Origin of the sequence: Lactobacillus juensis (assembly GCF_036246285.1) — a bacterium.
Taxonomy (GTDB): domain Bacteria; phylum Bacillota; class Bacilli; order Lactobacillales; family Lactobacillaceae; genus Lactobacillus; species Lactobacillus juensis.
Genome location: NZ_BTTS01000001.1, coordinates 24774 through 40341, shown reverse-complemented (window position 1 = coordinate 40341; position 15568 = coordinate 24774). Strand labels below are relative to the sequence as shown.

The window sequence follows — 15568 nt, the reverse complement described above, 5'->3', positions numbered from 1 at the left end:
CTTTTTTTACTCTAATTTACGGGCCTTTCCTAATGATTCATCTGTTTTAGGTCTATAAAATTTTCGGCCGCCTTGACTCATTATATTATCGGTAAAGTTGCCAGGACGAGTGTGCTGTAAAGCATTGGTGATAGCATAAACAGATGCGTCCAGATCATCAATGCGGTGCAATAACTCGGCTTCAAGAAGAGCAGGTAATTTAGGTGAGCCATATTCAAATTTACCATGATGAGATAAAACCATATGCCTTAGCAACAATAAGTCTTCGGATTCTAAATCAATTTTAAGTTGTTGAGCCGCCAGCATGATTTGTTCATCAATCAAAACCAAATGCCCAATCAAATTACCTTCAGTGGTATATTGTGTCGCTGCCGGACCTGTTAATTCAAGTACTTTGCCCATATCATGGAGGATACAGCCGGCATATAACAAAGAACGGTTAATTTGTGAATAATTGTCCGCCAAACCTTTTGCATCACGCAGCATCGATACAGTATGGTAGGCCAGTCCGCCACGCACTGCGTGATGATTACTTTTTCCCGCTGGAAAATCAAAAAATCGTTTATCCCATTTTTTTAATAAGAATCGTACAATTCTGTTCCAAGTAGGATTCAGTATTTCAAAAACATACTGGTTTATTTCTTCTTTCATATCAGCAATTTTCTCTGGAGCTGATTTGATAAATTGCCTAAGATCATACCCTTCTTCCGGGCCCACAACACGTAAGCTATAAATCTTTATTTGTGGCTGACCCTGATATTCTTCGCGCTTGCCATCAAGCTCTACTATTGTTCCTGCATTAAAAGTTGCAGCATCTTGATCATTAGCATCCCAAAAGTTGCCACGAATCTCACCAGAAGAATCACTAAATGACATTGCTAGATAAAGTTTGCCTTTTTTCGTATGTCTTAATTGAGAATTCTTAATTAGCACAACCAACTCTAGTTCTTCGCCATCATTATAATCCAGCAAACGTTTATACATTTTTAGTTCCTCTCTTAAAAGTTAGCGGTTGTATTCGCAATTTATCAACAAGACTTGTTTGCGCAGTAAAAATTAATACCTGATTGTTTCTAGCAATTGCTTGAAGCAGCTTTTCAATTTCATCAACTCTGTGATCATCAAAATTAACAAAAGAGTCGTCTATTAATATGGGTAAATTTATTTCATCTCGTATTTGTTGAACAAAAGCCAGTTTTAACGCAAAGTATAATTGCTCAGAAGTTCCTCTAGAAAGATATTGCACTTCTATTTTTTTACCATCAAAACGAGTAACCGTTATTTTTTTACCAATTTCAATATCATTATAACGGTTATCCGTTAATAGTCGCAAATATTCTTTAGCAGTAACCAGCATTTTGGGAAATCGTTCATTCGAAGCTAAATCAAGAGCACGACTAATCCATTTTGCAGTAAATAGGTCAGCTAAATATTCAATGCTCAAATTTTTCAATTTTGCCTTTAAGTTAGCCAGTTTTTGTTTTTCCTCGAAAACAGCCGTTGAATTTGCCAAATTTTCCATTTTGACTTTTATTTCAGCTGCTTTTCCCTGTATGTGATTAATATTTTCATGAACTGAAGAAATTTTTGACCTTAAATTTGCGAGTTCAGTTTGATTTTCTGTTTTATTTTGGGCATAACTTTTTAACTCGCTCAAATCATTTTGCAAATTCGTTTCAAGAGCATCAATCTGGTTTTGTATTTTATCCTGTTTTAGCTTTTGTTTTTGTATTTGCTCATATTCAGCTAAGCTAGTAACTTGCGCCTTTGCCAGAATCATTTTTAGCTTGGTTTCAGTTTCAGTTAGTTCATCTTTATTTTCAGCCAAACTGTTTTCTAAGCTAGTTTGCTTTTCTCGGCGTAATTTTTCTAAATTTATTTTCTTGGTCAGTTGGTCCAGTCCATTCAATACATCTTCAAAAGTACTTACAGTTTGATTCAGTTCATCACCTAATTGGACTGCTATCGGTGTGACTAATCCTATTAACTCATTTTTTCGCTGATTATTTCTTTTTAAGTTTTGAATTAATACTTGATATTGTCTCCATTCATTAATTAAATTATTTATATCTAAATTGATGGGATTAATAGCATAGCGCTTTTCAAAAGACTGTCTTTGCTTCCTTATTTTTTCATTTTGCTCTGTTATAGTTTCTACTGCTTTTTGTGTTTGCTTCTGCTGATAAAAACCAAATAACACTAGAGCCAGCCCAATACCAACAGCTAAAAAGCCAAAAGCTCGTGCAATAAACAATAAAATTAAACCGACAAGAAAAATAACGCCACCAAACAAAAAATACTGCTTAGAATTGCCATTCTTACTCTGCTCAATCTTTAATTCCTTTTGGGGCAGCTTTTGATAGTCATCTTGCAGTTTAATAATTTCCTTTTGCTCCATTCCCACAATTTTATTCAGATTTGGATCGAGTGCAATAAGTTGTTTCTGCTCTTCCTTAATTTGTTCATCTTTTTGTAAGCAGTTATGATACTCAGATTGCCATTGTAATACTTCCGGCTTTTTTTGAACAAGCACTGAAGCAGCCTTATTTTCTTCCTGGTCATGAGAATATTCACTTAACTTTGCTGTGATTTTCTGCTGCTTTTTATGCAAAGAATCAACCTGCATTGTTAAGGTTTGTGCAGATTGAAACTGCTCTGAATCAAAGTTGACTGTTTTAACTTGATTTTGTAAATCTTGCAATTTTTCGTAGCTGGGAACAAGTTTTTGCATCTTTTCTAACTTGTCATATTCTTTTTGTAATGCAAGTTCTTTGTTCTCTTCTTGATGTTGCAAACTTTTTTGCTTTTTAAAACTGTCATTAAGTTCTTGGTAAACAGAAAATTCATTTTCAGAGTTACTGACTTTGCTTTCTTCATCTTTAACTTCTACCAGCAACTGATTAATAGGCGGCTTTCTGCCAGTCTTTTTAAATAAACCGTCAGCACTTTTAGCAAAATCATCACGTAAAGTTATTAAGCTATCACTATTAGCTGCACCCAAATAATAGATACGTTCCAGTAAATCTTTCTGCTTGATCTGATCAACTTTTGCCAGCATATCCTGATTAAAAATAAAACTGTCAGTGTAAAATTCACCATCAATATTTTTTATTTGATCAAAAAAAACACTTTCTGGTACCACTTGGTTGTCACATTTCACAGTCAGAGTACCAGCTTTTGACCCTTTACCATGTGCGTAAAGTCTTTCTAACTGATAATGCTGACCATTTTCATTTTCAAAAAATAAAGACCCGCCCATTGGACTAACCTGTGCTAAAGGCGTGTAGTCCTCAAAAAAATCCGAACTATGGTTAGCAAGGTGAAAGCCAAATAAAATCTGTTTAATAAAGGCAACGATGGTACTCTTTCCTGCTTCATTAACTCCGTAAAAAACATCAATGTTTGAATTTGATAAATCAAAAGTAAAGTTTGAAAATTGACCAAAATTAACTATTTGAAGTTTAATTAATTTCATCATTAACTCCTTTCAATTTACTATTTAACTTGACTTCAGAGAGTTGTTTTATTTCCTGAACGAATTCAGGGTCTTGAGCCAAACTATCAGTATACTCAGTTTTTAAAGCCCAGCTTTTACTGATTTGAGCAAATTGATCAGGACCAAAAACTTCTTTTTCAGCCTGTTTAAAGTACTTTTGATCATTAAAGGCGATTTCTAAATTGGCCCCACTAATAAACCGCACATCTACTAACTGTGAGTCATGAGTCAGTCTTCTAGAAATCATTTGCCAAAAATCACTGTCTTGGACCAATTCTTTTTCTTTTTCATTCAAAAAATCAGCTCCCTTAATTTGCAGACAAAAATAAGTAGTTGATATTGCTGACAGACAATCAATAATCATATTTTCCAATTCTGTTTTTGCCACTGGTTTTGTTAATTCAAGCTCTTTTTTACTCCAAGTAATAGAATTGGTCCGCATAAAATGGATCTTAGTTTGTTTTGTTTGCTCATCAATAGTTCCTAAATAGCAACCTTTAGGACCGGTTTCATTAATGTGACGACCCTGGATGTTTCCTGGATAGACGATTAATGGCGTTTCGGACAAGACTTGTCTTAAATGAATATGACCCAAGGCAAAATAATTGTAATTGAGATTTTGCAGCTCACTCAAACTAAAAGGCGCATAAACATTTTGTGCACTGGCACCTGTTCTTTCCTGTGCGTGCATAATGCCAAAAGTATAACGATTGCTTTTAGCAGGAAATTGCGCCGCCATATCATCAGTAATATGATTGGCCAAATATGAAAAGCCGCTCACGTCATATTCAAAACCGTTTTTTGTTTTATAAGAGACAGTTTCTACTTTTTCTCCGTTACCCAGTAACTTGAAATAGGGACTTTCAGCGACCAGCAAGTCTTCTTTTGCCATATGATCATGATTACCCAAAATCATTATTACCTGAATCTGCGCATTGACTAGTCGCTCAATTTCATGAGCGAAAAAAATTTGTACACTGGGAGTTGGCTTGAAACTATCAAAAGTATCCCCAGCAATTAATACTAAATCAACCTTTTCTTTCAGTGCCAAATCTACAATTTTAGTTAAAGATTGCATTGGAGCATTTTGAATCTGCTTAAAACTCTCAGATGGTAAAAAAGATAGCCCCAAAAATGGACTATCTAAATGTGCGTCAGCAAAATGGATGAATTTCATTATTTTTTATTCCTAAGACCGTCATAAAGGTCATTAATTGGCTTAGCAATTGCTTTTTGAACATCATCAATAGTTTTATACATATTTTGCTCAGCTTGCAAGAGCTTTAATATTTGGGCATCTTTTTGCACCTTTTCATTTAATTTTTTATAATCCTCTTCTAAATCCTTTGGAAAATCTCTTCCTTCAGACTGTGAATTAATAATTTTTGTCTGCATCTCATCCATCTGTTTGAACAAAGCTGTACTTTCTTCATTGTTTTTAACCGCAGCAATAGCAGCACTTAAAGCCTTAAATTCATCAAGCTTTTGCAAATCTGTTGCTACTTGATTTGCTGAATCATAAATATTAATCATCTTTTTCCTCCTAATTAATGACCGAAAAGTCCTTTAATGTCATTATACCATTCATTAATTTTTTCTCCTGCTGAACCTATGCCTTTTTCGATTTTATCTCCAAAGCCCTTTGTCCAATCTGAACCTGCACCGTTATTTTGAATAATTTGCTTTGGGGCCTGTTCTTTAAATTGATTTTGAGCTGTATATGGCAAAATACTTTCCATTTCAGCCTTATATAGCCTAGTAATACCAGTTTCTGAAACACCATGCATGAAGTGCTGCTGATTAGTGCGATCGAAGCCAACCCAAGTAGCAACCACAACGTCTGGTGTATAACCGACGATCCACTGATCTTTAGTACCAAAGCCATAAGAGTTTGGTACTTCAGTTGACCCAGTTTTACCTGCAACTCGATAACCAGCTGGTTGAGCGGATGTTCCAGTTCCACCTGCAAACACCCCCAATAACATGGTAGTCATTTCTTTAGCCGTATTTTCCGAGATAATGCGATGCGTACCAGTATCATGATTTTCAGCGATTACATTCCCACTAGCATCAGTAATTTTAGTGATGAAATAAGAATTATTAGGCAAATTCCCTTTATTGGCAAAAGCTGAATATGCTCGTGCCATTTGAATAGGTGAAACACCTGTTGATAGTCCACCTAAAGCTAAAGCAAGATTTTGGTCTTCTTTTGGCACCTTGATACCAAAATTATTAGCTGATTGAACGCCCTTTGATACCCCAATGCGATCTAGTAACCAAACTGCAGGGACATTTTTACTCTGGGCCAAGGCGGAATACATCGGGATTTTATCAGAATAGCCGTTGTCAACGTTATGCGGTTGATAACCATTTTTACCAAAACGCTGCAGCTTGTTAGAAAGCTGCGAATCATAGTGATAACCTTGTTGAAGCGCTGGAGCATAAGAAACTAGCGGTTTAATTGAAGAGCCTGGTTGTCTCTTCATTTGAGTAGCACGGTTATAACCACGAAAAACATGTTTGCCTCGACCACCTACTACAGCTCGCACTGCGCCAGTTGCAGGATCCATTACCACCGTTGCGCCTTGAGGTTTCGTACCATCAGTCGCATTTTGCGGAAACAGATAACCTTGGTCAAATTTTTGCTGCAGCTGACTTTGATAATTTTGATTAAGGGTTGTGTATATTTTCAAGCCCTTATTCATTACATCTTCTTCTTTTAGCCCGTAGCGATTAATTGCCTCGTCAACGACTGCATCGAAGAAATAAGGGTAACGATACCCATCTTTATTATGGTAGGTGTCACGTAAAGTTAAACCAATTTTTTGCTCACTTTTCGCCCTGGAATTTGATAATTTTTTATTATCAACCATTAGATTTAATATCAGGTTTCTCCGAGACAAAGCATAAGACATATGGTCAATTGGGTTATATTTACTTGGATTACGCAAAATACCGGCTAAAGTTGCTCCTTCTCCGATTGTCAACTGACTGGCATTTTTACCAAAATATTTTTGACTGGCATCTTCAACTCCCCATACACCATTGCCAAAATAAGCTTTATTAAGGTACATAGTCAATATGTCTTTTTTAGAATAAACATGGTTTATTTCAATAGCAAAGAAAAGTTCTTCAACTTTACGAGAGAAAGTTTGCTTCTGCGTCAACAAAGCATTTTTAGCCAGTTGTTGCGTGATGGTCGAACCACCACCAGATATTTGACCGCGGTTAAGAATCAAGCCTAAAGCAGCTCTGCCCATTCCTTTGATGCTAAAACCCGGATTTTTCCAAAAAGTACGATCTTCTGTTGAAATTACAGCATTTTTCACATTAGGCGAAATTTTGTTATAACTTACATAAGTACCTTTTTGCGAATATAATGAGCCAGACTTTTGACTCTTATAATCGTAAATTCCGGTTGTAGCTGATAATGATGCCTTTAAATTTGATATATTTGAAGTTTTAACTTTAACGGTATAATAAGTACAAACCAATAACATCCCGGTAAGCAAAATCAAAATGATCCAGCGACCGATGAAAAAACGGTTGTCAAAACGGTGCCATAAGCCGCCCTTACCGTTTTTCTTTGGTTCATTGTTTTCCATTTTATCTGCTCCTTTAGAAACAACTAAAATTGTATCATATTAAAGGAATTTACCTTTATTTTCAAAAAGATTTAACAAATATTTATGAGCTATTATTTTACCTTTAACTTTCCTCAAAATCTCAATCCGTGTTCTGTAAATGATTTATTACGTCAATTACTCATTCCGAGAAAATGGCGTCACTTTTTACGTGTCGAACGAAAAGTACAGATTAACGGTAAATATTATCATTTTAATCAAAATGTAAAGCCAAATGATAAAGTTGAACTTTTGCTCAATCACGTTGAAAGTAAGCAGCATAATTATCCAGCTAGTGGTAAAAATCCGGAAGTTATTTACGAAGATGACAGTCTTTTAATTATAAATAAACCTGCAGGGCAAAAAACGCACCCGAATTTAATGGAAACTGATACAGCTCTGAATGATTGTGCTACCTATTTAGGATTTTCCCCTTTTATTGTACATCGACTAGATATGCTAACCAGTGGTCTGCTATTGGTAGCCAAAAATCCTGCCGTTGTCCCTATTTTAAACCGGGAATTAACAGCCAAAATTTTTCACCGCGAATATTTAGCTGTGATTAATGTTAATAAGCCAATAGCCAACAGAGGAACAATCGATTTGCCAATTGGCCATGACCCACTTGATCAGCGCAAACGCAAGATAATAAGTAACGGTCAAAAGTCAATCACACATTATCAGATTTTAAGGTATTTAGACAATAATACTGCTTTAGTTAAATTAGAACTAGAAACAGGAAGGACGCACCAAATTCGGGTTCATTTGGCTGCGATTGACTGCCCAATTGTAGGAGATCCACTGTATAACCCCAACTTTAAAAATGAACAATTTTTGCACCTAACTGCTTACCAAATTTCACTACAAAAGCCTTTCACATTAGATAAAATAAATGTCAAATTACTAGACAAAAAAATACCTTTGCTTAAAGAAAGAACTAAATCATTTTGATTTAGTTCTTTCTAATTGATTTAGATTTAACTTACTGACGATAAGCTGTTGCTGTTGCCTCATAACCCCAATATTCAGGTAGCTTATAGCTAATTGCATATTCAAGTAATTCACCAGAAACTAATGGTAAATAAGTCTCACGTTCCTGATAAATAAAGAGTTGAGTTGGTTTTTGGGTAAAATACTTCAAAATTTCTTTATTTGTAACAGTTTTAGCACAGTTTTTTTGCTTAAATGGTAATTCAAAAGGATCAATTTTTGAATCATCTCTAACTTTTTGGTAGATTGAATTAAATGATGACAAATTATCCACATGGTCAATATTTAAATAATTTGGATTTAGATAGCTAATCGAATATTGACTTATCTTTTTTCCAATATACCGCAAACGCCTTACTTCAAGATAATTGTTAATTGCTTTAAGATGAAGTTTCCGTAATACTTCTTTTTCGGTACCGATTTTAGCTAAAAGAACCTTAACACTTTCGGTTTGTCCCTCAGCTAAATTTAAATCTGTAAGCATCGCCACTTGTTTATGTGCTTCTTTTGCTACAAAAGTACCGCTTCCTTGGATACGAGTTACCTTATTTTGCTGTTCTAGAGTATTTAAAACTTTTACCGCAGTAGTAGAGCTAACATGATAAATCTGACTAATTTCTGCTTCACTATAAAAACGATCGCCTGGATTTAACCAACCATGATCTAACCTTTCAACCAATTTTAAGACAATATCTTGATATTTTGACATTTATTTCACCAACTTCATTTGAAGTAAACCTTAGCTATTCTTACACACCAATCTGTACCGTAAGTATATCCACCTATGTCTACAGTAAGGGTGCCTCTAGCAACATCATGCATAAAGGGAAGCTCCTTTCCATCATCCAGCCAAGTTATTTTTTCTATCTGTTTGAATATACCACTAAATGACCGTAAATTAATACCCTCTCCGCCTAAAACCACATTATCATTACCAACAATTTCTAAATCATGTAAGAACAAATATAAATTTTTTCCATCTACAAGGGCGATATCTTTATCATTTCCACTTGCCCTGATTTCAGTAGAAGGTCGTGCCGTATATATGCTTTTGCCAGCCATCTTCGTCCATTTACCTATTTGTTCCATAATGGCCTGATTCATTAATGGGATTTGTCCTGTTCCTGTTAATCCAATATTAAGTAAAATGTTGGCTCCAATACCACGTGCATGAACAATATTTTCAATTAGCTCTTTTGTAGATTTGAAGTTTAAGTCATCTCTTGCATAGCCCCAATGTTTATTCATTGTTACTGAGGCTTCCCCAGCAACATATTTATCTTGGAAACCATGATTAACTTGATCTGGCGTTTTTCGCTCATATGTCACAACATCAATTTCAGGATTACTTATCTTTCCTCTGTTTTTTAAACCTGTATTGTTAACAATTATTGCGTTAGGCTGATATTTTCTGATTGTTCCATATAAACGATCTAATTTCCAATCAGCCTCTTTTTTATTCCAATCACCATCAAACCAAAACCCTCCAATTGAGCCGTAATTCTTGCACAAAATTTCAACGGATTTTAATAGATAATCTAAATACTTATTGAAGTTAGATTGGTACAGATTACTATGCCAATCATATGTCGCCATGTATAAAAAAGGTTGAACATTAAGTTTATGGCAAGCATCAATAAATTCTCGAATCAAGTCTCTATGGGCAGGACTGTGCATTGCATCAAACTCAGATAGTCCTTGGGTATCATACAAGAAAAAGCCTTCGTGGTGCTTAGTTGTTAAAACAATATACTTAGCACCCATTTTTTTAGCAGACAGAACAATTTGCTCTGCAACAAAATCTTTAGCAGAAAAATTGTTAATTAAGTGTTCATACTCTGCTTTATCTCGATGATGGATATATTCTGTCCACTCTCCGACTTCTAATTGCGAATATAATCCCCAATGAATAAATAAGCCTAACCCCAAGTCTTCATATTGTTTGATTCTAGTCAAAGCTTCTACCATATTTATTCCTCCCATTTCAATATTTAACACATTAAGTTAAACACTAAGGAATATAAAAGTCCATAACTTCTTTTTATAAAATATTGTTACTAAGCTATTGCAATTGCTTTCATTTAGAATTAGTATTTATCTCGTAGCCAAGTTAACGCATTAAGTTAAAGGAGAGTGATTTTTATATGTATATCTTAGCAAGTCATGGTGACTATGCAAAACAAACGCTTAAGAGCTGTGAAATGATTACAGGCAAATTAACTAATTTCGCAACAGTTTCTTTTAAAGATCCGATGGGCATTGATAATGTCGTCAAATGCTATGAAGATATTTATCAGAACAGGCAAGATTCTGCTGAGGAAGTCGTAATTATTGTTGATATTCCAAATGGTACACCAGCAAACGCAGCAAGTACTTTTATTGCAGAACATCCTGAGGTCAAACTATATTCCGGTCTTTCCCTTATGTTGACCTTATCACTGGCAACAGGAACTCCTGCCGAAGAGGCAATCAGTCAAACGATTGAATTAATGGCGTCAAACATCAAAAAGAAACCTAAAAAGCAGCCCGCAGCGCCAAATAAAGAAACTGCTCCTGTAAACACTGGTAACCCCCTAGTCAATGTAAGAATTGATTCGCGCTTAATTCATGGTCAAGTTGCTACTATGTGGACTAGAAGTCTTAATATAACAAGAATCATGGTCGTTGACGATCAAATCGTTACCAGTAAGGTGCAAAAGGCAACATTAAAAACAGCTGTTCCAGCTGGGGTTCACTTAAGTATTCTTACATCTAAGGGAGCTGCAGAACGAATCAATAGTGGACAATACAATGGTCAAAGAGTTCTTTTACTCGTTAAAAAGCCGCAAATCTTGGCACAGCTATTATCTGCTGGAGTTAAGCTTCCGGTGATAAATGTTGGTAACATGTCAATGTCTCAGGGAGCGCGTCAAGTTGCTAAAAGTGTTGCTGTTACTGACGAAGACACTGCTATCTTTAATCAGATGGCAGAAAAAGGAATTGAATTTTATCATCAAATGGTTCCAAACGATAAACAAGAGCCATTTATTTCAATGTTAAATCAGAAGGAGAACTAAAATGGCAATCACATGGTGGCAAATTTTACTATTAACAGCACTTGCTTTTTGGATGATTATTGACCAACTGACAGTTGCAATATTATGTAATTATCCGCTTTTAATTGGTCTTGTAGCTGGACTTATTATGGGTGATATAAAAACAGGTTTAGTTGTGGGAGCAACGCTTCAGTTAATGGTGCTAGGTGTTGGTACTTATGGTGGCGCCAGCATGCCAGACTTCATGACTGGGGCTATTGTCGGTACTGCCTATGCAGTTATGAGTAACAAAGGTGTTAGCTTTGCAATTGGTCTAGCAGTTCCTGTCGGTCTTTTAATGGTTCAACTAGATGTTCTGGCCCGTTTCACTAATACATTCTTTTTACATCGAGTAGACAAGATGATAGAAGAAGATAATGAAAAAGGCGTTGCCCATAACATTATTTACGGGATGTTTCCTTGGGGATTATCACGTGCATTGCCTGTACTTTTAATGTTATTAGTTGGAAAAAACACAATTCAAGTCGTAGTTAACTCTATGCCTCATTGGTTAACCGCTGGCTTATCAGCAGCTGGAGGAATTTTACCAATAGTCGGAATTGCAATCCTGCTTAGATTTTTACCTACAAAGCGTTTCATCGCATACCTATTCATTGGATTCTTTTTAGCAGCATACATCAAAGTTCCAATACTAGGTGTTGCAATTATCGGTGTCGCTATGGCAATAATCTATTACAAACAAAGTGAAACTAATGAAACACCATCTACTCAAACTGAAGGAGGACATGAAAATGAACTCGGTGAATACGAAGACTGACATCAAAAAATTAACTAAAAAAGATTTATTCCGCGCAAACTGGCGTTGGTTGTGGAGTAGTCAAATCTGTTGGAACTATGAACGAATGATGTCAACAGGATATCTTTACACAATGTTACCAACAATCCAAAAATTATATCCTGAAAAAAATGATCGAGTTTCAATTATGAAACTTCATAACCAGTTCTTTAACACGAATGCATATGTTGGTGGCTTTATAATTGGTATGGACATGGCAATTGAAGAAAAAGAAGGTCGAAAAGCCGAAGAAGCAATTGCTGGTTTAAAAGCTGGTTTAATGGGTTCATTTGCTGGCGTTGGCGATACAATTTTCGGCGTCATTCTACCAACAATTTTCGGTTCAATTGGCGCATATATGGGGTTAAAAGGAAACCCAATAGGTGCAATCATTTGGCTAATAGTAAACTTTATTGTTCTTTTTTTACGTTTTACATTCCTTCCTTTGGGGTATTCGCAAGGTGAAAAATTAATTTATGCAGCAGGTAATAAATTAAACAGACTAACTGATGCAGCCATTTTGCTTGGAGTAACAGTTGTGGGAGCCTTGATTCCAACAGTTGTTAATGCAAATGTACCAATAGTCTTTAAATCAGGAAGGGTTATTTTAAAAGCACAAACAATTTTAGACCAAATTATGCCGTCCCTTGTTCCAGTGTTATTAGTTGTGGTATGCTATTGGCTTCTCGGCAAGAAGAAAATGACTTCAACAAAACTAATTATTACAGTTTTAATAGTCGGAATTATTTTAGGTGGCCTCGGAATAATTGGTAAATAAAAATGAGCCAAAAGATAGGTAGAAGTTAAACAAAAAGTTAAAAACGTGAATCAATCGACTCACGTTTTTTTGTTTAACTACATTTATTTCATCGTTTGTACAAGCAGTTAATCACCCACGAAAGTACCAGCTTCTACTTCACGGATAAAATCAGCTACATGCTTATAGTAAACATCAGGATTATCAACCATATGGTGATGTCCTGCATTCGGTGTAGTAACTAAGCGTGAATTAGGAATTTCACGTTGCATAATCTTTGCAGTCTCTAAAGGCATGGTATCTTCTTCACCAAAAGTCAAAAGGGTCGGCATTTTTATTTGCTTTAAGTACTTTCTAAAATGCCAATCTTTTAATTTGCCTGTTACTACAAATTCATTATCACCTTGAAAGGCATGGTAAACAGGCAAACCACCGATACGCTTAATATGATATAGCTTGCATGGCTGTCGCCGATCAAGAAAGTTAATATTTAATATTTGAATATCCTCTTGGTAGCGTTTATTGTCATAGTCATTGTTTTCTTCACATGCACGCATAAAGTCAATTTCTGATTGTGGGAAAATTTCTTGTCTGCGACGATTAATTGACTCAATATAGTCATCAGTATCATCAACCATGGAAGAAATAATAGTTCCTTTTAAGTGTTGACCATATTTCACCGCATATTCTTGTGCAAGCAAGCCACCCCAACTTTGTCCAATCAAGTAGCAATTATCAAGACCAAGCTTAGCGCGAACCTCATCAACTTCGTCGAGAAAGTATTCATAAGTTAAGTATTTGGCCGCAATTTCAGGATCATCATAATCCGGTTGATCTGAATAAAGAGAGCCTAATTGATCATACATAGTAACTTGAACATGTAGCCCCTGCTTTGCTAATTGATCGGCAGCGTCTTCCCAATATTCGTGATTTCCTCCTGGACCTCCATGAAGTGCCAATAAATGAATATCACCTTCACCTTGGGTACTTGTCCACAAATGATAGCCATTATCTAAAGTTATAATTTTTGTTCCAGTTCTCATTAAAAATTTACAGCTTCTTTCTATTTAGTAAAACCTACTTCATTCCATAAAGGATGATTATTGTTTTGTTTTGACGGCTTAAGCGAATAGCCGGAAATCTTGTTATTAACGGCAAAGATCTGATAGGAATTATCAACTGGGATAACATAAGCTTCCTCATTCATATATCTTTGCCATTCATGAAATTTTTTTACCCGATAATCATGATTAAAAGCCTTTTGTGAATTTATTTCATCCAAAAGCTGATTGTTTTTTGCAGTTACAAATCTGGTCATGTTAAACGGCGCTGATTCACTATAATATGGGTGTGGCGAAGGTTCAGTAGGTGTTGACCAACCGGCCAGATACATGTCGACGCCTTTATTATCATGTTGCAATTTATCATAGAAAGAATTGTGTTCAATTAAACGCCCCGTGGCTAATTGGACATTAAGTCCAACTTTGTGCCATTGTTGCAAGTAATTTTGCACAATTGGCTCCTGAGTAGTATCTCCACTCATAGCTGCAAAATGAATTACCAAAGGTTTGCCATTTGGCTGAACGCGCCACTTTCCTTTCTTCTTGTAACCCGCTTTATCCAGAATCTGATTTGCCTTTTTTAAGTTGTAATTATATCCTTTTTCAGTTTTATCAAAGTAGTCACCAAACTTTTCTGGAACCAAAGTTTTTACCCTAAACGTTAAACCATATGTATAACGCTTATTAACCGCATCAACATTCATGGCATAACCTATTGCCTGCCTTAAAGCCTTATTATTCATCTTAGCATTAGGATTCATAACATTCTTGCTCTTGTCAGCATCCCATTTTCCTACTTTAAAACCCAAATAATGATATGCGATTGGAATTTGGGCAATAAAGTTCACATTTTTAGTATTTTTAACTTGTGGCCACTGAGTATTAATTACAGGAATAATGTCAAATTTATGACTTTTTATTGCTTGAGAAGCAGAATTAGGAGATACCACAGAAATAACAACTTTATCTAATTTTGGTTTCCCTCGCCAATAATATTTGTTCGGTACCCAAGTTGCAGATTGTCCTCTAACTAGTTTTTCAATCTTAAACGGTCCGAAAAATAACGGATTTTTCCTGATCCTATCAGAAGATTTTAACTTTGCAAAAGGAATATCTTTCAAATAATGATAGGGTTCAACTGCTTCCCAAAGTGAACGACTGCCTGCATTTGACATACTTGGATTTAAAGCTGAGCAATGCAAAACAATTTTACGGCCATTTTCTCCATCAGGCATTTCAATGCCGGAGATAGTTTTAGCTTTACCTTCGTGATATTCTTTTAAGCCCTTTATGACTTCAAACTGACTGCTATACCGCGGACAAGCTGTATCTTTGTTAGCTAAAATCTCATACGCATATTCGAAATCTTTGGCAACGACCTGTTTACCGTCAGACCATCTAACGCCCTTTTTAATATTGATAGTGATCGTCTTTTTCTTAGGGTCTAATTTACGTGTGGCTGGCCCTTTATCAGTGACACCATACTGATCATCACTATCAAATAGAGTCTCTTGACCGGGAGCTGCAACCATAGAGTCTACATCTTCAGATGAAAGTTCTTGTGAAAAAATACCTGAAAATGGAGTATCAGTGACAACTGCAACTTTCACAGTTCCACCATTTTTCACATTCTTTTCAGGAGTTTCAACAGGAAACTTTTTTACTGTCTTAGTGTCATCACTGCTGTTAGCACTTTTACCACAGGCTGCCAGTGTTAGAGCGGCTAGACTCAAAATGCCAGCAGAAGCAAGCTTACTTCTTTTTTTCATAA

At 35.6% G+C, this 15568-nt stretch carries 13 protein-coding genes; 4 read left to right on the top strand and 9 right to left on the bottom strand.

Annotation, left to right across the window (positions count from 1 at the left end):
• Nucleotides 1-6: 6 nt before the first annotated feature.
• Genes AAA926_RS00210 through AAA926_RS00190 form a run of 5 tightly spaced genes read right to left on the bottom strand, consistent with a single transcriptional unit; the run spans nucleotide 7 to nucleotide 7101 of the window.
• Nucleotides 7-984 (bottom strand): 3'-5' exoribonuclease YhaM family protein, encoded by a 978-nt coding sequence (locus AAA926_RS00210; protein ID WP_198178813.1) that lies wholly within the window; start codon nucleotides 982-984, stop codon nucleotides 7-9.
• The gene (locus AAA926_RS00205) at nucleotides 977-3475 is read right to left on the bottom strand and encodes an ATP-binding protein (RefSeq protein WP_338211655.1); all 2499 of its coding nucleotides are present in this window, start codon (nucleotides 3473-3475) and stop codon (nucleotides 977-979) included. Before AAA926_RS00205 ends, AAA926_RS00210 begins: the two co-directional genes overlap by 8 nt.
• Nucleotides 3462-4673: a metallophosphoesterase family protein gene (locus AAA926_RS00200; RefSeq protein ID WP_338211653.1), complete on the bottom strand. Its 1212-nt coding sequence runs from the start codon at nucleotides 4671-4673 to the stop codon at nucleotides 3462-3464. The genes AAA926_RS00205 and AAA926_RS00200 overlap by 14 nt, the downstream gene beginning before the upstream one ends.
• Nucleotides 4673-5029 carry a YlbF family regulator gene (locus AAA926_RS00195; RefSeq protein ID WP_198178807.1) on the bottom strand — a complete coding sequence of 119 codons (357 nt, stop codon included), beginning with the start codon at nucleotides 5027-5029 and terminating at the stop codon, nucleotides 4673-4675. Before AAA926_RS00195 ends, AAA926_RS00200 begins: the two co-directional genes overlap by 1 nt.
• Before the next feature lie 14 nt (nucleotides 5030-5043).
• On the bottom strand, nucleotides 5044-7101 hold the full coding sequence (locus tag AAA926_RS00190; RefSeq protein WP_265892432.1) for a PBP1A family penicillin-binding protein: 2058 nt from the start codon (nucleotides 7099-7101) through the stop codon (nucleotides 5044-5046).
• 84 nt (nucleotides 7102-7185) lie between these two features.
• Here AAA926_RS00190 and AAA926_RS00185 point away from each other — a divergent pair, with 84 nt between their 5' ends.
• Nucleotides 7186-8070: an RluA family pseudouridine synthase gene (locus tag AAA926_RS00185; RefSeq protein ID WP_338211651.1), complete on the top strand. Its 885-nt coding sequence runs from the start codon at nucleotides 7186-7188 to the stop codon at nucleotides 8068-8070.
• A 31-nt stretch (nucleotides 8071-8101) separates the two neighbouring features.
• On the opposite strand, the gene AAA926_RS00180 is transcribed toward AAA926_RS00185, so the two are convergent.
• The gene (locus tag AAA926_RS00180) at nucleotides 8102-8818 is read right to left on the bottom strand and encodes a GntR family transcriptional regulator (protein WP_338211650.1); all 717 of its coding nucleotides are present in this window, start codon (nucleotides 8816-8818) and stop codon (nucleotides 8102-8104) included.
• A 14-nt stretch (nucleotides 8819-8832) separates the two neighbouring features.
• The gene (locus tag AAA926_RS00175) at nucleotides 8833-10077 is read right to left on the bottom strand and encodes an alpha-L-fucosidase (RefSeq protein WP_338211649.1); all 1245 of its coding nucleotides are present in this window, start codon (nucleotides 10075-10077) and stop codon (nucleotides 8833-8835) included.
• 176 nt (nucleotides 10078-10253) lie between these two features.
• Between AAA926_RS00175 and AAA926_RS00170 the strand changes: the two genes are divergently transcribed.
• Genes AAA926_RS00170 through AAA926_RS00160 form a run of 3 tightly spaced genes read left to right on the top strand, consistent with a single transcriptional unit; the run spans nucleotide 10254 to nucleotide 12757 of the window.
• Nucleotides 10254-11165, top strand: a complete 912-nt coding sequence (locus tag AAA926_RS00170; RefSeq protein ID WP_338211648.1) for a PTS sugar transporter subunit IIAB — start codon at nucleotides 10254-10256, stop codon at nucleotides 11163-11165.
• A 1-nt stretch (nucleotide 11166) separates the two neighbouring features.
• Nucleotides 11167-11961: a PTS mannose/fructose/sorbose/N-acetylgalactosamine transporter subunit IIC gene (locus AAA926_RS00165; RefSeq protein ID WP_338211647.1), complete on the top strand. Its 795-nt coding sequence runs from the start codon at nucleotides 11167-11169 to the stop codon at nucleotides 11959-11961.
• Nucleotides 11936-12757, top strand: a complete 822-nt coding sequence (locus AAA926_RS00160; protein ID WP_338211646.1) for a PTS system mannose/fructose/sorbose family transporter subunit IID — start codon at nucleotides 11936-11938, stop codon at nucleotides 12755-12757. The genes AAA926_RS00165 and AAA926_RS00160 overlap by 26 nt, the downstream gene beginning before the upstream one ends.
• A gap of 107 nt (nucleotides 12758-12864) precedes the next feature.
• On the opposite strand, the gene AAA926_RS00155 is transcribed toward AAA926_RS00160, so the two are convergent.
• Nucleotides 12865-13779: a proline-specific peptidase family protein gene (locus AAA926_RS00155; protein WP_265892430.1), complete on the bottom strand. Its 915-nt coding sequence runs from the start codon at nucleotides 13777-13779 to the stop codon at nucleotides 12865-12867.
• Between the two features lie 20 nt (nucleotides 13780-13799).
• Entirely contained in the window at nucleotides 13800-15566 is a 1767-nt protein-coding gene (locus AAA926_RS00150) for an oligopeptide ABC transporter substrate-binding protein (protein WP_338211644.1), read from the bottom strand.
• Nucleotides 15567-15568 lie beyond the last annotated feature (2 nt).